At 42.2% G+C, this 18,412-nt stretch carries 16 protein-coding genes; 5 read left to right on the top strand and 11 right to left on the bottom strand.

The features are described 5' to 3' along the window. Nucleotides 1-59: 59 nt before the first annotated feature. Entirely contained in the window at nucleotides 60-2,639 is a 2,580-nt protein-coding gene (gene clpB / locus ACRAD_RS04865; RefSeq protein WP_005025391.1) for an ATP-dependent chaperone ClpB, read from the bottom strand. Between the two features lie 237 nt (nucleotides 2,640-2,876). Continuing rightward, entirely contained in the window at nucleotides 2,877-3,299 is a 423-nt protein-coding gene (locus ACRAD_RS04860) for an OsmC family protein (RefSeq protein ID WP_005025388.1), read from the bottom strand. A 146-nt stretch (nucleotides 3,300-3,445) separates the two neighbouring features. Here ACRAD_RS04860 and crp point away from each other — a divergent pair, with 146 nt between their 5' ends. After that, nucleotides 3,446-4,162, top strand: coding sequence for a cAMP-activated global transcriptional regulator CRP (gene crp, locus ACRAD_RS04855; protein ID WP_005014956.1), 717 nt, complete (start codon nucleotides 3,446-3,448; stop codon nucleotides 4,160-4,162). Between the two features lie 240 nt (nucleotides 4,163-4,402). Then, entirely contained in the window at nucleotides 4,403-5,452 is a 1,050-nt protein-coding gene (locus ACRAD_RS04850) for an NADP(H)-dependent aldo-keto reductase (protein ID WP_005025386.1), read from the top strand. 51 nt (nucleotides 5,453-5,503) lie between these two features. Here the strand turns inward: ACRAD_RS04850 and ACRAD_RS04845 are convergent, their stop codons facing one another. From ACRAD_RS04845 to ACRAD_RS04820, 6 genes are all read right to left on the bottom strand, one after another. Beyond that, nucleotides 5,504-6,283, bottom strand: a complete 780-nt coding sequence (locus ACRAD_RS04845) for a M48 family metallopeptidase (RefSeq protein ID WP_005014959.1) — start codon at nucleotides 6,281-6,283, stop codon at nucleotides 5,504-5,506. A 317-nt stretch (nucleotides 6,284-6,600) separates the two neighbouring features. Beyond that, nucleotides 6,601-6,909: a phosphoethanolamine transferase domain-containing protein gene (locus ACRAD_RS04840; RefSeq protein ID WP_005014961.1), complete on the bottom strand. Its 309-nt coding sequence runs from the start codon at nucleotides 6,907-6,909 to the stop codon at nucleotides 6,601-6,603. A 144-nt stretch (nucleotides 6,910-7,053) separates the two neighbouring features. Then, nucleotides 7,054-8,373: an adenylosuccinate synthase gene (locus ACRAD_RS04835; protein WP_005025384.1), complete on the bottom strand. Its 1,320-nt coding sequence runs from the start codon at nucleotides 8,371-8,373 to the stop codon at nucleotides 7,054-7,056. 70 nt (nucleotides 8,374-8,443) lie between these two features. Continuing rightward, on the bottom strand, nucleotides 8,444-9,610 hold the full coding sequence (locus ACRAD_RS04830) for an ATP phosphoribosyltransferase regulatory subunit (RefSeq protein WP_005014965.1): 1,167 nt from the start codon (nucleotides 9,608-9,610) through the stop codon (nucleotides 8,444-8,446). Nucleotides 9,611-9,936: 326 nt separating this feature from the next. Next, nucleotides 9,937-10,257 carry a hypothetical protein gene (locus tag ACRAD_RS04825; protein ID WP_005014968.1) on the bottom strand — a complete coding sequence of 107 codons (321 nt, stop codon included), beginning with the start codon at nucleotides 10,255-10,257 and terminating at the stop codon, nucleotides 9,937-9,939. A gap of 81 nt (nucleotides 10,258-10,338) precedes the next feature. Further along, nucleotides 10,339-11,361, bottom strand: a complete 1,023-nt coding sequence (locus ACRAD_RS04820) for a type I glyceraldehyde-3-phosphate dehydrogenase (RefSeq protein ID WP_005014969.1) — start codon at nucleotides 11,359-11,361, stop codon at nucleotides 10,339-10,341. Nucleotides 11,362-11,615: 254 nt separating this feature from the next. On the opposite strand from ACRAD_RS04820, the gene alaS reads away from it, so the two are divergent. Together alaS and ACRAD_RS04810 are read left to right on the top strand one after the other, a co-directional pair. Next, nucleotides 11,616-14,309, top strand: a complete 2,694-nt coding sequence (gene alaS, locus ACRAD_RS04815) for an alanine--tRNA ligase (RefSeq protein ID WP_010700203.1) — start codon at nucleotides 11,616-11,618, stop codon at nucleotides 14,307-14,309. Between the two features lie 65 nt (nucleotides 14,310-14,374). Then, nucleotides 14,375-15,655 (top strand): aspartate kinase, encoded by a 1,281-nt coding sequence (locus ACRAD_RS04810; RefSeq protein WP_005014971.1) that lies wholly within the window; start codon nucleotides 14,375-14,377, stop codon nucleotides 15,653-15,655. Nucleotides 15,656-15,812: 157 nt separating this feature from the next. On the opposite strand, the gene ACRAD_RS04805 is transcribed toward ACRAD_RS04810, so the two are convergent. Then, nucleotides 15,813-16,745: an IS5-like element ISAha3 family transposase gene (locus ACRAD_RS04805; RefSeq protein WP_004812228.1), complete on the bottom strand. Its 933-nt coding sequence runs from the start codon at nucleotides 16,743-16,745 to the stop codon at nucleotides 15,813-15,815. Nucleotides 16,746-16,957: 212 nt separating this feature from the next. Here ACRAD_RS04805 and csrA point away from each other — a divergent pair, with 212 nt between their 5' ends. Continuing rightward, complete coding sequence (csrA, locus tag ACRAD_RS04800) at nucleotides 16,958-17,212, top strand: carbon storage regulator CsrA (protein ID WP_005014972.1); 255 nt, start codon at nucleotides 16,958-16,960, stop codon at nucleotides 17,210-17,212. Between the two features lie 81 nt (nucleotides 17,213-17,293). Here the strand turns inward: csrA and rnhB are convergent, their stop codons facing one another. Together rnhB and ACRAD_RS04790 are read right to left on the bottom strand one after the other, a co-directional pair. After that, complete coding sequence (rnhB, locus tag ACRAD_RS04795) at nucleotides 17,294-17,869, bottom strand: ribonuclease HII (protein ID WP_005025380.1); 576 nt, start codon at nucleotides 17,867-17,869, stop codon at nucleotides 17,294-17,296. A 61-nt stretch (nucleotides 17,870-17,930) separates the two neighbouring features. Continuing rightward, on the bottom strand, nucleotides 17,931-18,311 hold the full coding sequence (locus tag ACRAD_RS04790) for a hypothetical protein (protein ID WP_005025378.1): 381 nt from the start codon (nucleotides 18,309-18,311) through the stop codon (nucleotides 17,931-17,933). Between the last annotated feature and the right edge of the window lie 101 nt (nucleotides 18,312-18,412).

The following is an 18,412-nucleotide window of genomic DNA, read 5'->3' as shown; positions in this document are numbered from 1 at the left end:
GATAAAGTTATGTATAAAATAAAAAAGCCCACATTTAATGTGGGCTTTTTTATACAAATTTAGTTAAGTTTGAGCTTATCAAACTCAAGATGACCATGTTCCCCTTTGATCAAAATATTATCTCCAGCCTGGAATTCACCAGAGAGAATTTTTTGTGCCAAAGTATTTTCTACCTGTGACTGGATAGCACGTTTCAATGGACGCGCGCCATACACCGGGTCGAAACCTGCATCAATTAACAGATCAAAGGCTGTATCATCTATTGTCAAGCTCATATCGCGTTCAGCTAAACGTGAACGTAGACGTTCCAGTTGAATGTCAGCAATACCACGAATCTGTGATTTTTTCAGTGAATGGAAAATCACCAGCTCATCGATCCGGTTAATAAACTCCGGACGGAAATGATGGCTTACTGCATTCATAACCACAGAACGCATTTCTTCATCACTGGCGCCTTCACCCAGTTCCCGAACATCTTGTGAGCCCAGATTCGAAGTCATTACAATGACAGTATTTTTAAAGTCAATCACTCGTCCTTGCGAGTCAGTCAGTCGGCCATCGTCCAGTACCTGTAATAAAATATTAAAGACATCTGGATGAGCCTTCTCGACTTCATCAAACAGAATAACACTATAAGGCTTACGGCGTACTGCTTCAGTCAATACCCCCCCTTCTTCATAACCTACGTAACCTGGAGGTGCGCCTACCAAGCGGCTGACTGAATGTTTTTCCATAAACTCAGACATATCAATCCGGATCATGGCATCGTCACTATCAAACAAGAAATTCGCTAAAGCTTTAGTTAATTCTGTTTTACCTACACCCGTTGGGCCAAGGAACAGGAATGATCCGCTTGGACGGTTTGGATCTGACAATCCGGCACGTGAGCGACGAACAGCATTAGATACCGCAACTACAGCTTCATCCTGCCCAACTACGCGATTATGCAAAAATTCTTCCATATGCAGCAGTTTTTCACGCTCACCTTGCAGCATTTTCGCGACAGGAATACCTGTAGCAGCACTGACGACTTCTGCAATCTCATTATCAGTCACTTTATTACGCAGCAATTTAGGCTCTTCGTGGTCTTCAATCACTTCGTCCTGCTCAAGCTGTTTTTGCAATTCCGGAATAACACCATATTGTAAACGGCTGGCTTCAGCCCAGTCTCCTTCACGTTGGGCTTTTTCTAAAGCAACCCGAGCCTGATCCAGCTCCACCTGTGCTTTTTTGGTTCCCTCTACCAGCGTTTTTTCAGCCTTCCATACTTCTTCAAGATCGTTATATTCTTTCTGAACTTCTTCAATCTGTTTTTCCAGATAGTTGACTTCGGACTTACTTCCAGCATCTTCATCTTTCTTAACGGCTTCAAGCTGCATTTTCAGTTGAATCAGGCGACGGTCCAGCTTATCCAAAGCTTCAGGCTTAGAGTCCAGCTCCATTTTAATTCGTGAAGCTGCCTCATCAATCAGGTCAATGGCTTTATCCGGCAGCTGCCGGTCAGTAATATAACGATGCGACATTTTCGCTGCAGCAATAATCGCCGAGTCTAAAATTTTGACACCGTGATGCACTTCATAACGTTCTTTTAAACCACGCAAAATTGCGATGGTATCTTCTACACTTGGTTCATCTACAAGAACTTTCTGAAAGCGACGTTCAAGTGCCGCATCTTTCTCAATATACTGACGGTATTCATCGAGTGTAGTAGCACCCACACAACGCAGCTCACCACGAGCTAGAGCAGGTTTGAGCATATTACCTGCATCCATGGCGCCATCGGTTTTACCTGCACCTACCAGTGTATGTAACTCGTCAATAAACAGGATCACCCGACCCTCTTGTTTAGCCAGGTCATTTAAAACCGCTTTCAGGCGCTCTTCAAATTCACCACGATATTTTGCACCAGCCAGAAGTGAACCCAAGTCTAAAGACAGTACCTGTTTATCTTTCAAGCTTTCTGGGACTTCACCGTTTACAATACGCTGAGCCAAGCCCTCTACAATGGCTGTCTTACCTACTCCGGGTTCACCGATCAGTACCGGGTTATTTTTGGTACGTCGTGACAAGACCTGAATCGTACGACGAATCTCATCATCACGGCCAATAACCGGATCAAGTTTTCCGGCCAGTGCACGTTCAGTGAGGTTAATGGTATATTTATTTAATGAGTCGCGTTGTTCTTCATGATTATTACTCATGACTTTCTCACTACCTCGAATTTTTTCAATTACAGGGCGTAGCGTCTCTGCAGTTACGCCCACGCCGTTTAAAATAGTTTTACTATTTCCTGACTCTGCTAGTGCCAGCATGACCCAATCGGTAGATATAAATTCATCTCCTGCCTTTTGTGCATAACGGTCAGCCAGATTTAATATTTTTACAGCATCAGGATTTAAATTAATATCTCCAGTAGGGTTAGATAACACTGGCGCATCATTGAAGGCTTTTTCAAGCCGTTGCTGTAGTTCACGAAGATTGGCACCTGCCTGTTGTAGCAAACTTAAGTTGGAAGGTTCCTCAATTAAAGTTGCCAAAATATGGATACTGTCAATTGCAGTATGATCTTTACCCATTGCTAGAGACTGGGCATCAGATAGAGCCTGTTGTAACCGGTTAGTAAATTTTTCGAATCGCATTCTTGTTATTCCTCACAACAATTCTGTACTTGAGTAATAGATGGGAACACTTTTGTAAAATTCAAACAGAATTATATATATTTTTCAAAAGCTTATTAAAACAAAAACATTAGATTTCAGTTATAATATGAGCTCACATCATGAAGGTTTCAAGTATAGGGAGTTCTTTTTCATAAAAATAAACAATAAAAAAATGCCGGTAAAAACCGGCATGCTGATTCAGGCAGTCTAGACTGCTTAAACCGTTTCAATAATTTCATAATCGTGAGTAATTTCTACGCCGCCGTCGGAAAGCATTTTACTGGCAGAACAGTATTTTTCAGCAGAAAGCTCAACTGCCTTGGCAACCTGTTTTTCTTTTATATCTTTACCTGTCACAACAAAGTGCAGATGAATTTTGGTAAACACAGCAGGAATGGTATCAGCACGTTCAGCTTTAAGCTGGCACACCACGTCCTGAATATCTTGGCGAGATTTTTTCAGAATCGTCACAATATCAAATGAAGCACATCCACCCAATCCCATCAGGATAAGTTCCATCGGGCGCGGTCCACGGTTCTCTCCACCATATTCCGCTGACCCATCCATGACGACACTATGACCACTTTCAGATTTAGCTTCGAAAGCAACATTCTCTAGCCAATGAACACTTGTTTGCATTGCAACTACCTAAAAAAAGCTATAAATTTACCAAGTACCTGTACACTAACATAAAACGAGTTGATAAGGAATTTCATCTCTGCTGTGTGACAAGTTCATCTTAGGTCTTGTGCGATCTTCTTATTATCCCCTTCGGAACTCTAGGCATGAATTCTAATTTTTCACAACTCAGTACTGACGCCCTTTCTCCAGGTCAACTACCTGAATCAGTGAAAGCACTACTAAAACGAGCAAAAATTAACAGATTTCCAAAACGTACTACCATTATTGATGCCGGTACAGAATCCAAATCTTTATATCTCATCCTTAAAGGTTCTGTTTCTATTGTACTGCGCGAAGATGATGACCGTGAAATTGTGGTAGCCTATTTAAATCCAGGTGACTTTTTCGGAGAAATGGGGCTTTTTGAAGCCAATCCACAACGTACAGCTGAAGTTCGTACCCGGGAGATGTGTGAAATTGCAGAAATTAGTTATGAGAATTTTCATGAACTGAGTAAACAATTTCCCGATTTAAGCTATGCAGTATTTGCCCAGCTCGTGCGTCGCCTGAAAAACACTACACGTAAAGTAACTGATCTGGCTTTTATTGATGTGTCTGGACGAATTGCGCGCTGCCTGATTGATCTGGCATCTCAGCCTGAGGCCATGATTTTACCTAATGGCCGCCAGATCCGTATTACCCGTCAGGAAATCGGCCGTATTGTAGGCTGCTCACGTGAAATGGTTGGCCGTGTCCTCAAAACTCTTGAGGAGCAAGGTATGATTGAAACAGAAGGTAAAGCGATACTGATCTTTGATAGTTCACTTGAACAGAATAATGAATCATCTGCCTCAGATTTTGATACTGAAGATGAAGAATAAACTCTAGTTTTTATCTATTGAATTAAAGGCAAATCTTCGGGTTTGCCTTTTTCTTGGTAAATATTCTATGAACTATTCTCATACTATCGACCAGTTAGTTATCTATTTCTCATTATTGTGTCGAGTACTATTTTTTCATCCAGAATTTATAGATCAGGCAACGCTTAACTAACCTTAAGACCAAGTTGGCTATCTCTATACCCTGTATTATGCTAATAACAGACTTTTAAAGGGATCATTATGAAATTTCATCCACTTGCCCAGACAGGGATTAAATTACCAGAAATCTGCCTAGGTACCATGACTTTTGGTGAGCAGAATACCCAGTCCGAAGCTTTCCAACAGTTGGCATATGCTTTAGAACAAGGTCTGTACTTCTGGGATACTGCAGAAATGTATCCGGTTCCGCCTAAACCAGAAACCCAAGGTGCCACTGAACGTATTATTGGTAACTGGATTTCCCAACATGGTGGCCGTGATAAATTATTCTTGGCTTCTAAAATTGCAGGCCCCTCTCAAGGCGGTAGCCATATTCGTGATGGTAATACCCGTTTTATTGCTTCAGACATTTCTACTGCACTAGACCAATCCCTACAAAGATTACAAACTGATTATATCGATCTGTACCAATTACACTGGCCACAGCGTCCGACCAATTTTTTTGGTCAACTTGGTTATGGTAACCAGCATGTAGAACTATCTAACCAGGTTACTCCACTAGAAGAGACACTTACTGCCTTAAATGATGAAATTAAGAAAGGTCGTATCCGCTATATTGGCCTTTCCAATGAAACCCCATGGGGGACCATGAAATTTTTACAATTAGCGGAAAAAATGGGACTAGAAAAATTTGTAAGTGTTCAAAATCCCTATAATTTATTAAATCGCACTTATGAAATTGGCATGGCAGAGATTGCCCAATATGAAGGTGTCGGCTTACTGGCTTACTCTCCCCTGGCATTCGGTTATCTGACTGGCAAATTCCGCAATGGCGCACGACCTGCAAATGCACGGGTAACACTCTACTCGCGTTTTTCACGCTACTCTAACCTGCAATCCGAGTGGGCCACCGAACAGTATGCTTTGCTTGCAGAAAAGCATGGGTTAACATTAACCCAGCTAGCACTGGCATTTATTAAGCAGCAGTTCTTTGTCACCTCAACAATTATTGGCGCAACCAATCTAGATCAGCTTAAAGAAAATGTAGATGCCTTTAAAATAGATTTGAGTCCAGAAATTCTGAAAGGTATAGAAGAAATTCATAAGCAGCAACCTAATCCGGCACCTTAACGCAGCCCAATAAAAAAAGGATGCCGTGGCATCCTTTTTATAAAATCAATTTTATTTACGCTGATTATAAATTGCCTGTGCTGCTGGCAGATTCTTACGCATTGCAGCAATACGCTCACCATTTGATGGGTGCGTCGATAACCATGAAGAGCCACCTGCCCCTTCCAGCTTGTTCATTTTTTCCCATAAGGTAATTGCAGCTTGCGGATTATAACCAGCACGTGCCATTAATATTAAACCACCCTGATCGGCACGGCTTTCCAGACTACGTGAATAGGGTAAACCCACGCCTACCTGAGCACCCAAGTCAAGCGCTGCAGAACCTAGGCTTCCAATAGCATCACCCGCATAAGCCTTGCCTACATTTAATGCCAAACCAGTTAAAGCCTGTGCACCAATCTTGCTTTTAGCATGCTCTTCAAGGGCATGGACCATTTCATGCCCCATAACTGCAGCAATTTCTGCATCAGTCAGGTTAAGCTTGTTGACAATACCGGTATAGACCACCACCTTACCGCCTGGTGCAACATAGGCATTAATCTGGTCAGATTTCAAAACAGTTAGCTGCCAATCAAATTTCACACCAGTCTGGTTCATCTGGTCAGCATACGGACGCAAACGGTTAAATACAGTATTTACACGACGGTAGGTACTTGAAGACGTATCTAGCTGATTCTTAGCACGTGCTTCCTGCACCATTTGGTTATAGCTTTGTGCGGCTGTTGCATTTAGGGTCGCAGTATCTGCGCCGGCAAAATCAGCAAGTGTGCTACATCCTGATAATGTCACTGCACCAGCAGCAAAAAAGCTGAGTAGAATTTTGTTGTTCATTATAATGCTCTCCACATGGATGACACGGTCATCCTCAATATAAACAGATGCATTATATTGAAAGCGTCATCACCTTAAAATATATAAACACTTCATAATCATAGGATTTATGTAATTAGTATTTTTTGATTATAAAGGTATTCTTTAGAGCCAATGACTAAGCGCATCAGTGTTTAAACTGCTTAAGGCATGATGTTTTCGTTAATATCACTCATGTCTTGGTTTACAAAATGAGCTTATTGCTTGTTTTCCATTATTTCCTATTATTCTCAAGATCTATCTCAAATAAACCAGTTCATCTTAACCGGATAGAATTATTAGAGAAAACTGATAAGAATCCATGATACTAAACACACCAGATCCAGTACAAAATAAAAGTGGGCAATTGGCTCAATCTTGTCCTCAATATCAACTTTTTTTCGTTTCCATAATATGTAAAAATTCTGAATCAGGATGAGAGGCGCAATGATCGCAGCCAATACAAAAGATAAAGCCAGTAAAGTTGTCCAGTGTTGTTCAAGAGCACCATTAGTCTGTATGTAAATCATCCACATCGCTAATGTGGGTGCGCCTCCAATGGCAAAAAGCAATGAGTAAAACATGGTTTTAGACGTGTTACTTTGCATTTTCTTTCCTGAACATATTCAACTAAAAATTTTAAAAGGCAGATTAATTAGCCTTTACATTTTTTACAGCACGACTTTAGTCGGTGAGTAGCTTGGTGTGCATAAAAAAGCCCCGCTGAAGCGAGGCTTTTAACCGTTTATTATTTAGGCATCAAACGGATGGCGCAATACAATAGTTTCTGCACGGTCCGGACCAGTTGAAATGATGTCGATTGGACATTCAATCAATTGCTCAAGACGTTTTACATAGTTCAATGCAGCTTGTGGCAACTGATCCAGTGATTTCGCACCAAAAGTTGACTCAGACCAGCCTGGCATAGTTTCGTAAATCGGTTTTAAAGTTTCGAATGCAAGCGCATCAGAAGAACCAACACAACCAGAATCTGCAGCTTCATAGCCTACACAGATTTTCACTTCTTCCAAACCGTCAAGAACGTCAAGTTTAGTCAGGCAAATACCAGAAAGTGAGTTTACATCAACTGAACGGCGCAGAATTTCAGCATCGAACCAGCCACAACGACGTTGACGACCAGTAGAGGCACCAAATTCATTACCAATCGTACCTAGGTGTTTACCAATTGCATCACCTGTGTCATTTGCAGCGTCATACACCAGCTCAGTTGGGAATGGGCCTGCACCTACACGCGTTGTGTACGCTTTGGTAATACCCAGTACATAATCAAGATGCAATGGACCTAGACCTGAACCAGAGCTTACACCACCAGCAGTTGTATTCGAAGAAGTTACATACGGGTATGTACCGTGATCAACGTCAAGAAGTGAACCTTGCGCGCCTTCGAACATGATGTTGTCACCGTTTTTACGGTAGTTATGCAATTCAGTAGTTACGTCCACAACCAGTGGAGCAACAACCTTACGCCATTCATCACACAGTGCCAGCACATCTTCCAGTTTAACTGCTTCAACACCGTAGTATTGAGTCAACTGGAAGTTATGGTAGTCCAGAAGTTCAGTCAGCTGAGCTGTAAGATGTTCACCACCACGTACTAGGTCAGCAACGCGGATGGCACGACGTGCAACCTTGTCTTCATACGCAGGTCCAATACCGCGACCAGTCGTGCCAATTTTAGCATTACCGCGTTTTTTCTCACGTGCCTGGTCAAGTGCAATATGGTTAGGCAAAATAAGTGGGCAGTTAGGAGAAATACGCAGGCGCTCTTTTACCGGTACACCTTCTTTTTCCAGAATACTCATTTCTTCAATTAGTGCTGCTGGAGAAAGCACAACACCATTGCCAATCAGGCACAGAACATTTTCACGCAAGATTCCTGATGGAATGAGGTGTAAAACAGTCTTTTTACCACCGACCACTAGTGTATGGCCCGCATTGTGTCCACCCTGATAGCGAACAACTGCAGCCGCCTGATCAGTGAGCAGATCGACGATTTTACCTTTACCTTCGTCGCCCCATTGGGTACCAAGTACCACAACATTCTTGCCCATAATAGCCTCATTACATCATGCTGTTAAAATTGAAAACCAGTTCGAATGACATGAACATTCAAACAGGCGATTAAATTTTTTCGAGATTCCAGTGACCTGCAACTTGCACTAACTGGTGTGTTGCATTCGGTACAGAACTCAAGTCATCTTGTCCAAGCAGCTGAACTACACTTAGCCCTTCAGTACGTAACCGCTCAATCATCTTTAACAAGTCGGTATCGGTACCTTTAGGGGCAACAACAATACTTAACTCATTAAACTGGCCTGCACTTAAAGCATATAAGTCACAGCTAAAACCAGTTGCAGGGCGCGCCCGTCCGAAATGCTCACCAATACCATCATAACGGCCACCCTGTGCCAGTGGTGCTGCACGATTTGGCGCATACACGGCATACATCAGACCAGTATGATAATGGTAAGAACGCAGTTCGACTACGTCGATACCGATATGCAGGTTCGGCCAGCGTGCCTGAATTTCAGACTGCGTCGTTTTCACTGCATCAAATGCCTGTTTAAAGGCTGCATTCTTTAAAATTTCAGCACTTAAATTTGCTTCTAAAGCACCCAGATCACTGGCATAGCGTCCAAGTACATAGAAATCTGAACCAAAATGAAGTGTTTGGGTAAATTCTGCCAGCTCTGGTAGAGCTTTACGCTGGTATAAATCCGAAAGTTGGTGTTCAGTAGCTTTATTTAAGCCTGCCTGTTTTACCAGACTACGGAACAGTCCTACATGGCCCAGATCCAGGTGAATACCATCAGTCAGGTCAGCTTTCTGAATCAGGCTGATCATCAGGTCAACCATTTCAACATCAGCATCTATACTTTCTGAACCAAAAAGCTCGGCACCCAGTTGCAGCGGTGCACGGGTGGCACTAAAACCCTGAGGTTTAGTATGCAAGACAGTACCTGCGTAGCAATAACGAGCCACACCTTCTACCGGACGCACATGTGCATCAATACGAGCCACTTGCGGAGTCATGTCTGCACGTATACCCAGTAACCGGCCTGTTAACTGGTCAATTACCTTAAAAGTGGCAAGGTCCAGGTCTTGATTTGCTTCTGAAAGAGAAGATAGAGATTCGATATATTCTATAAAAGGTGTATAGACTAACTGATAACCTCGTGAGACGAGGAAATCTAAAGCTTTACGGCGCAGTTTTTCAATTATTTGCGCTTGTTCTGGCAATACATCAGCTACACCATCAGGTAATAACCATGTCTCTGAAATGGGCATGCGGTAAACCTAAATTCTTGTCAGCGCGGAAATGATCCGCATAAAAAAATCGGGAACACACCCGATTTCTCCTATCTTAGCACGATCATTTCAGTCATGCACCAGAGTTTTTCAGTTTTATAAAAGCTTTCTAAGCTTGGCCTAATTTTTATGTTTAATGAAATAAAACAGAGACTTTTACCGAGCTTTTACTCTACTGCCTAAACTTTTCATACAGAAAGCAGCTACACTTTATATTTTGTATCAGACTTCAAAGCACAAAATGAATTTTTGAAAATTCAAAATTATAAAGTCTGTTTTAAATATAAATTATCAATTTTACTCTTTTATTTTAGTTCAGTCTTTCCAAGCAAAGCCTGGTATTTTTTAAGCAAAATCACCAACTCTGCATTTTGTTGTTCGAGCGCATTTAGTTTAGTTACGGTCTGGCTAAGAATTTCACGATCAGCATGTACACTTTTAACCAGTTCCTGCATGATTTCTAGCGTACGTTTCAGATTCCCTTCCAGAAGAACAATTTTTTCTTCCAAATGGTGTTGCTGATCCAAGTCCGTTTCCATATTCTGTTCTTTGCGAAAGTTTAGCCAGAACAGAAAAATGACCGCAATTATTAATACAGCAATAAAAGCCCACATCAGTAAAAACATCGTATTATCCCCAAGAAAAAGTTAAAGGCCGTGTTGTAAATATTTTGCGGGTAGTCCTTCTTAATTCATCCTATATATCTGTTATTCAAAAGACTGGCATAAATCCAGCAAACGGTTGGCATATCCCCACTCGTTATCATACCAGGCAAATACTTTGGCCTGGTGCCCGACCACCAGAGTCTGTGATAGATCGACAATTAATGAATAAGGTGAATGGTTAAAATCACTTGACACCAGAGGCTCATCGGTCACCGCCATAATCTGGGCATAATCATATTGCGCGGATTTGATTAATACTTCATTAATTTTATGTACTGTAATAGGCGTATGCGAAATAAAGGTCAGATCAATAGCCGCGACATTAATTGTAGGTACACGAATCGAATAACCTTCAATCCGGTTTTCCATTTTGGGCATAACCCGTTTTAAGGCCCCCAATGCACTAGATGTAGTAGGAATAATATTCTGACCTGATGCCCGGGCACGACGCAGATCGCGATGAGCTTTATCCAGTACGGTCTGGTCTGCAGTGACGGCATGAATCTCGGTCATCATGGCCGTATCTATGCCAAATGCGTCATCAATAATCTTGACGAGTGGTACTAAAGCCTGCGTGGTACAAGACACGCTAGAGATAATCTGGTCACTGGCTTTAATTTCGTGGTGATTCACCCCATATACAATTGCAGCATCCACCGTGTCAAAAGGTGCAGCACCTATAATAACGCGTTTCGCACCAGCCTTAATATGTCGGGTAGCCGCCTCACGTGAACGGAATAGTCCGGTACATTCCAGTACAACATCAACATTAAGCTGCTGCCATGGAAGCGCTGCCGGTTCCGCGATATTTAATACGCGCACATTGAGTGTTTTTGTACCGGCAGAAATATTTAGCACAATCTGTTCATTTTTCTGTGATATTTCTACATTCCCAGCAAAACGGCCGTGAGTAGTATCATACCTGAACAGATGAACCAGAGTTTCTACATCAGCAATATCGTTAATGGCTACAATATCAAAATTAAAGGCTTTCGGGTTTTCAAACCAGGCACGCAGTACATTTCGACCGATACGTCCAAAACCATTGATGGCCACTCGCTGCATGACAGATCCTTGTTTTACCCAGTAAAAGAACGATGCCTATGTTAAAACATCCAGCTTGTACTTGGACACAGCATTTTTGAATAATCCTGGTTTTATCGCTATTTTGATGGTAAAAACGTTGGTGCCCCTTATATTTTCCGGTATAATTTGGCGTTTTTTTAAAGTTTTACCTTTACATCAATCACTAAGCTGTCACCTTTTGACCTTAGAATTAGATGTACCTAACCAAATTAAGACTAAGGAGTGACTTGGTTGTGAGTACTCGTTTTATGACATCAGCTGAAATTCGTGAAGCATTTTTGCGTTACTTTGAATCGCAAGGGCATACACGTGTCGCGTCAAGTTCACTAGTACCCGCCAATGATCCTACCCTGCTTTTCACCAACGCAGGCATGAACCAGTTTAAAGACTGCTTTTTAGGTGCAGAAAAACGCGATTATGTACGAGCAGTCTCTAGCCAGAAATGTGTACGTGCTGGCGGCAAACATAATGACCTCGACAATGTAGGCTACACAGCCCGCCACCATACTTTCTTTGAAATGCTGGGTAACTTTTCTTTTGGTGATTATTTTAAGCGTGATGCCATCAAGTTTGCCTGGGAATTCTTAACCAGCGAGCAATGGCTGGCACTTCCTAAAGACCGTTTATATGCGACGGTTTATCATACTGATGATGAAGCTTTTGATATCTGGAACAAGGAAATTGGTCTGGATGCCGAGCGCATTATCCGTATTGGTGATAACAAAGGTGAAAAATACGCTTCGGATAATTTCTGGGCAATGGGTGATACAGGTCCATGTGGTCCATGTTCTGAAATTTTCTATGACCACGGTGACCATATTTGGGGCGGACTGCCAGGCACTCCTGAAGAAGATGGTGATCGCTTTATTGAAATATGGAACAACGTTTTCATGCAGTTTAACCGTACTGCTGACGGAGTTTTACATGCACTTCCGGCACCTTCTGTGGATACCGGTATGGGACTCGAACGTATTTCCGCAGTTTTACAGCATGTTAATTCAAACTATGAAATTGACCTGTTTCAGCACTTACTTAAAGCTGCTGCCGAAATTATTGGTGTAGATACCGCTTCACTTGAAGCCGAAGCTAAAGAAAAAAATACGCCTGTTCAGTACCCGGCTTCTTTAAAAGTAGTTGCAGATCATGCCCGCTCTTGCTGTTTCCTGATTGCTGACGGTGTTAACCCGTCTAATGAAGGCCGTGGTTATGTTCTTCGCCGTATTATCCGTCGTGCTGTACGTCATGGAAACAAACTCGGCGCAACAGGTACATTCTTCTATAAAATGCTACAGCCGCTAATTGAAGTAATGGGTACAGCTTATCCGGAACTTGAAGCCAATAAAGCACGTATCGAAGCTGCACTGATCAAAGAAGAAGAGCAATTTGCAAAAACACTCGAGCAAGGTTTAAAACTTCTTGAAGGTGAATTGACTCAGCTAAAAGGCTCAATAATTCCAGGCGAAATTGTATTTAAACTTTACGATACTTATGGCTTCCCGGTTGACTTGACAGCGGATATCGCACGTGAACGTGACTTGAGTATTGATGAGGCAGGTTTTGAAAAAGAAATGGCTGCCCAGCGTCAACGTGCGCGTGAAGCAGGCAAGTTTGCAGTGGACTATAACAGCATTGTTAAAGTTGAAGATGAAACCGAGTTCAGTGGCTATGATGCCACTGAAGGTCAGGGCCAGATTATTGCCATCTATAAAGATGGGACTCTAGTCGATGAAGTTACTGAAGGGGACGAAGCTTTAATCGTATTAAACCAGACGCCATTTTATGCAGAAAGTGGCGGCCAGATTGGTGATACAGGTATCTTCAAAAATGAAACAGGTATTTTTGAAGTTCAGGACACTAAAAAATCTGGCAATGCTTTTGTTCACCAGGGCATCGTGACGATGGGTAACCTAAAAGTTACTCAAAATGTAGAAGCAACCGTGAAAGCAGAACTTCGTGCAGCAACTGCGCGTAATCACTCAGCAACACATTTGTTGCATGCTGCGCTTCGCCAAATTCTGGGTTCGCATGTACAGCAAAAAGGCTCTCTGGTTGCTTCCGACATTTTGCGTTTTGATTTTGCCAATGACCAGCCTGTCACTTTCGAGCAGCTTCAACAAATCGAACGTCTTGTTAATGCTGAGGTTATTGCAAATACTGCTGTGACTACCGAACTGCTGGATATTGAAACTGCCAAAACCAAAGGTGCAATGATGCTGTTTGGCGAGAAATATGGCAGCGAAGTGCGTGTGTTATCTATGGGTTCGGTTATTGAAGAGAAAAACTTCTCGGTTGAGCTCTGTGGTGGTATTCATGTTAAACGTACAGGTGATATTGGTCTATTTAAAATCACTTCTGAAAGTGGTGTGGCCGCAGGTATTCGACGTATTGAAGCAGTGACAGGTACGAAAGCGCTTGAGCTGGTTCAAAAGGCAGATTCTGATATTCATCAGATTAACAGCTTGTTAAAAGCACAAAAAGATCAAACTGTAGAGCGTGTTCAAACTGCGGTTGAAAATGTATCCGCATTACAGAAGCAGATTGAACAGCTCAACCAAAAGTTGGCAAACTTCCAGGCAGCTGAACTTTTAAGCCAAGTTCAGACTGTGGCAGGTCGTTCTACACTGATCACCACTGTTCAGGGTATGGATGCGAAATCTCTTCGTAACCTGCACGACAGTACCAAGTCTAAACTAGACCATGCAGTGATTGTACTTGCAGGTGTAGACGGCGACAAAGTCAGCCTGATTGCATCTGTAGCAAAAGACTTCACTTCATCTATCAAGGCAGGTGACATCATTAAACATCTTGCAACGGAACTCGGTGGCAAAGGTGGAGGTAAACCTGACTTGGCACAAGGTGGCGCGCCACTTAACGAGAAGTTTGAACAGGTCATGGCAGATTTAACTGCTTGGCTTGAAGCAAAATAAACTTCACTTTTTGTGTAACTGACCCTGATCGGTGAAATCGGGGTCATGGCTTATATGGAACAACTATGGCATTAATCGTTCAAAAATATGGCGGTACTTCTATGGGTACCCCCGAGCGCATTTTAAATGTTGCTCGTCGTGTGAAGCGCTGGCATGAGCACGGCCACAAGGTAGTGGTAGTAGTGTCAGCAATGAGTGGTGAAACCAACCGCTTACTTGCTCTCGCGAAAGCCATTACCGAAAATCCTGACCCACGCGAACTTGACCAGATGGTTTCTACGGGTGAACAGGTAACGATTTCCATGTTAGCAATGGCGCTGAACTCTATTGGCGTTGACGCTAAATCATTGACCGGACGCCAGGTTGGCATTAAAACCGATAGCGCATTCACCAAGGCACGTATCGAATCAATTGACACTGACGTTATGACCCAACACCTCGATGCAGGTCGTGTGATCGTGGTTGCCGGCTTTCAGGGTGTAGACGAATTGGGCAATACCACAACGCTTGGTCGTGGCGGCTCAGATACAACTGGTGTTGCACTTGCTGCAGCACTAAAAGCAGATGAATGCCAGATTTACACCGATGTTGATGGTGTCTATACCACTGATCCCCGTGTTGCTCCAAAAGCTAAAAAAATTGACCGTATTTCTTTTGAAGAAATGCTGGAAATGGCCTCTCTTGGTTCAAAAGTACTGCAAATCCGCTCTGTAGAATTTGCAGGTAAATATCAGGTTCCTTTGCGCGTATTATCAAGTTTTGACAATGACGAAGATGGCGCATTTGACGAAGAATTCAAAAAGAACGTGGGCACACTCATCACTACAGAAGCGGAAGATAACATGGAACAGCCAATCATCTCAGGTATCGCGTTTAACCGTGACGAAGCAAAACTGACTATTCTAGGGGTTCCTGACGAGCCAGGTATTGCATCTAAAATTCTGTCTCCGATTGGTGCAGCCAATATCGAAGTCGACATGATTATCCAGAATGTTGAAGAAGATGGAACTACGGATTTCACCTTCACTGTTAACCGTGGTGAGCTGGCTAAAGCAAAAGCTATTCTTGAAGAAACAGCTAAAGCGATTGGTGCGCGTGAAGTTGCTACTCGTGATGATATCGTCAAAGTTTCTATTGTCGGTGTTGGCATGCGTTCCCATGCAGGCGTGGCAAGCAAAATGTTTACTGGCCTGGCTGAAGAAGGCATCAATATTCTGATGATTTCTACATCTGAAATTAAGATCTCTGTCATCATTGAAGAGAACTATCTGGAGCTGGCTGTACGCTCTTTACACACTACGTTTGGTCTAGACCGCGAGCATGGTGAATCCAGCGTTCGCGCTTAAGTGCCTTTTCTGAAAGAACAATAGTTATACTGTTCTTTCAGAGAATAAGAATAAAAAATCAAAGCCACTATAGTTTTTTCTATAGTGGCTCTGTTATATTACCGAGGCTTTGTTGCATAAACATTCAAAAGCTGAGTTCTCCCCAATCCATTCAAATTTAAGACACAACTTGGGTGCGAGGTCTACCTAATTCCGTAAATCTATTCAGAACTGCCACACGCGCATGAATTTCATTGACCTGACTTTGAAAATGTCTTGCCGTCAGCCTATCACCTAATAATTTGATGCAATGCATCTTGGTTTCCACCAAACTACGACGGTGATAACCCGACCATTTTTTCCATAGGGTTCTACCTAAATGTTTAACCGTTTGAAGTAACTCATTTCGTTCTATTGAACTTATTTTAGAATCTTTCCAGGGCTTGGCATTCTTTCTGGGTGGAATTACTGCATGTGCTTGACGATCTGAAATCACTTTTCTGCAGCACTTCGTGTCGTACGCGCCATCGGTATAGACAGAATCTATTCGCTCATCTAGTGGAATTTGATCCAGTAAATCACCTAGTACTTGTGAATCACTGACATTATTTGTAGTAAGCTGAACGGCACGTATTTGCAGTGTTTCAGCATCTATACCAATATGCAGTTTACGCCATTGCCGACGGTATTCAGGCTGATGTTTTTTACGCTTCCATTCGCCTTCACCTAAAAACTTTAAACCCGTAGAGTCGACAAGTAGGTGTAACCCATCATGACTTTTCTGATAGCTTATCGCAATATCAATATGCTTTTGTCGTCTACAAAGGGTGGAGTAATCTGGTGCTGTCCAATTCAAGCCACAGAGTTTAATCAGGCTTTGAACAAAGCCAGTAACCATACGTAAAGAAAGACGGAATAGAGATTTGATCATTAAACAGCATTGAATCGCTGTATCGGAATAAGTTTGATTTCGTCCTTGCTTGCCTTGTGGTTGTGCATACCATTGCGTCTTAGGATCAAACCAGATTGAAATATTTCCTCGCTTGATTAAAGCTTGGTTATACGAGGACCAATTGGTTGTACGATAGATTTTAGGTGTAGGCTTCTTCATCTGGAAATTATATTACTGAAGAAGCCTTCAAGAATAGCTTTGTGCAACAAAGCCTATTACCGATTAAGGTTATTGGAAAATTTTAGTAGAATTTATTCAGCTACCTAATTTGTCATATAATCCTGTTAAAATTTTCTCTGATACCAAGGTTGTGACTTTTCGCTTTTTTGATTAGAGCTTTTGCAGGTTTAGCGTTTAGCAAGGAGATAAACATGCTGATTCTGACCCGTCGCGTCGGAGAAACATTAATGATTGGGGACCAAGTCAGTGTTACTGTACTTGGAGTAAAGGGCAACCAGGTCCGTATTGGTGTCAATGCTCCAAAAGAAGTATCTGTTCACCGGGAAGAGATTTACCAACGTATTCAGCATGAACGTGCGATGCATGAACATCTTCAACACCTCGACCAAGACTATCAGCCTTCTTTCGAAGATGAGAATTATTCACAAAATGATTTTAATCGATAGCAGATGGCCATTCTTGATTAGTAAAGCGGCTTTATTGGCCGCTTTAATATTTTAAGGTGATTGAGAAATTAGATAAAATTATTACTCATTTAACAAAGCCAAGACCTTCTTAACCGGCGCATAGCTACGCCGATGCTCATCAATTACACCATGTATACCAATTGCCTCAAAATGAGCTTTGGTCGGATAACCTTTATGTTTGGCAAAACCGTAATGTGGGTAACGTTGATCTAGTAAGACCATTTGCCGGTCACGTGCTACTTTAGCCAGAATACTTGCGGCCGAAATTTCCTGGTATAAAGCATCCCCTCCTACTACAGCTTCACAGCTCATCTTTAGGCCAGCAGGTTCTTTATTACCATCGACCAGCACTTTATCCGGTTGAATTGATAAACCTTCCACAGCACGACGCATTGCCAGTAATGAAGCCTGCAAGATATTTATTTCATCAATTTCAGCAGCGCTTGCTTCTGCAATGCACCAAGCCAAAGCTTTTTCCTGAATCTCGACAAAAAGCTTTTCACGTTTTTTTTCTGTCAGTTTTTTGGAATCATTCAAACCTTCGATTGGACGAGCTGGATCGAGAATGACTGCAGCTGCCACGACAGCACCTACCAATGGTCCACGCCCTGCTTCATCTACACCTGCAATTTTCATCAAACTATTTACTCATAAAAAAGCAGGCTGATTGTATCATCCTGCTCAATACTGAAAAAACTTAATTTAAAACTTCTGCTACACATGCATTAATTGTTTTAGTGACTGCATTGGTTATGATGGCGGTACGTGCAGCCGGATCAATCGCTGCTGTAGCCAGATCCACAGTTGTTATATTTTGTGGAGCCTTATCACTCACACAACCACAAATATCTGCCTGAACTGCCTGTTTCTGCTCAGCTGTCATTACCTTAGTTATATTTTGCCAAGCGGGCTGGTTGTTTAGTTCAGTATTACATTTTGCATTTACTGCCACTTTAATGGCAGCTGCTCCTAATTGCTGTGTAGTTGTGGTGGTATTAGCCGATTGCTCTATTCCTGAAGTTGTACACGCCGATAAAATTAAGGCTAATGGTGCCAGTACATATATAGATTTCTTCATGTTTATCCTTTATCAGTGTATATATAAATTTTGGACCAATTTTAAAGATTATGAAGTATCTGAACACTGTTAAATGTAAATAACTGCCTAAAGAATCTTCA

Origin of the sequence: Acinetobacter radioresistens DSM 6976 = NBRC 102413 = CIP 103788 (assembly GCF_006757745.1) — a bacterium.
Classification (GTDB): domain Bacteria; phylum Pseudomonadota; class Gammaproteobacteria; order Pseudomonadales; family Moraxellaceae; genus Acinetobacter; species Acinetobacter radioresistens.
This window is presented reverse-complemented; position numbering and strand designations above follow the sequence as displayed.

Coding starts and splice junctions, on each gene's coding strand:
- clpB (WP_005025391.1), bottom strand. CDS start 2,639: ATGCGATTCGAAAAATTTACTAACCGGTTACAACAGGCTCTATCTGAT.
- ACRAD_RS04860 (WP_005025388.1), bottom strand. CDS start 3,299: ATGCAAACAAGTGTTCATTGGCTAGAGAATGTTGCTTTCGAAGCTAAA.
- crp (WP_005014956.1), top strand. CDS start 3,446: ATGAATTCTAATTTTTCACAACTCAGTACTGACGCCCTTTCTCCAGGT.
- ACRAD_RS04850 (WP_005025386.1), top strand. CDS start 4,403: ATGAAATTTCATCCACTTGCCCAGACAGGGATTAAATTACCAGAAATC.
- ACRAD_RS04845 (WP_005014959.1), bottom strand. CDS start 6,283: ATGAACAACAAAATTCTACTCAGCTTTTTTGCTGCTGGTGCAGTGACA.
- ACRAD_RS04840 (WP_005014961.1), bottom strand. CDS start 6,909: ATGCAAAGTAACACGTCTAAAACCATGTTTTACTCATTGCTTTTTGCC.
- ACRAD_RS04835 (WP_005025384.1), bottom strand. CDS start 8,373: ATGGGCAAGAATGTTGTGGTACTTGGTACCCAATGGGGCGACGAAGGT.
- ACRAD_RS04830 (WP_005014965.1), bottom strand. CDS start 9,610: ATGCCCATTTCAGAGACATGGTTATTACCTGATGGTGTAGCTGATGTA.
- ACRAD_RS04825 (WP_005014968.1), bottom strand. CDS start 10,257: ATGTTTTTACTGATGTGGGCTTTTATTGCTGTATTAATAATTGCGGTC.
- ACRAD_RS04820 (WP_005014969.1), bottom strand. CDS start 11,361: ATGCAGCGAGTGGCCATCAATGGTTTTGGACGTATCGGTCGAAATGTA.
- ACRAD_RS04810 (WP_005014971.1), top strand. CDS start 14,375: ATGGCATTAATCGTTCAAAAATATGGCGGTACTTCTATGGGTACCCCC.
- ACRAD_RS04805 (WP_004812228.1), bottom strand. CDS start 16,745: ATGAAGAAGCCTACACCTAAAATCTATCGTACAACCAATTGGTCCTCG.
- csrA (WP_005014972.1), top strand. CDS start 16,958: ATGCTGATTCTGACCCGTCGCGTCGGAGAAACATTAATGATTGGGGAC.
- rnhB (WP_005025380.1), bottom strand. CDS start 17,869: ATGAAAATTGCAGGTGTAGATGAAGCAGGGCGTGGACCATTGGTAGGT.
- ACRAD_RS04790 (WP_005025378.1), bottom strand. CDS start 18,311: ATGAAGAAATCTATATATGTACTGGCACCATTAGCCTTAATTTTATCG.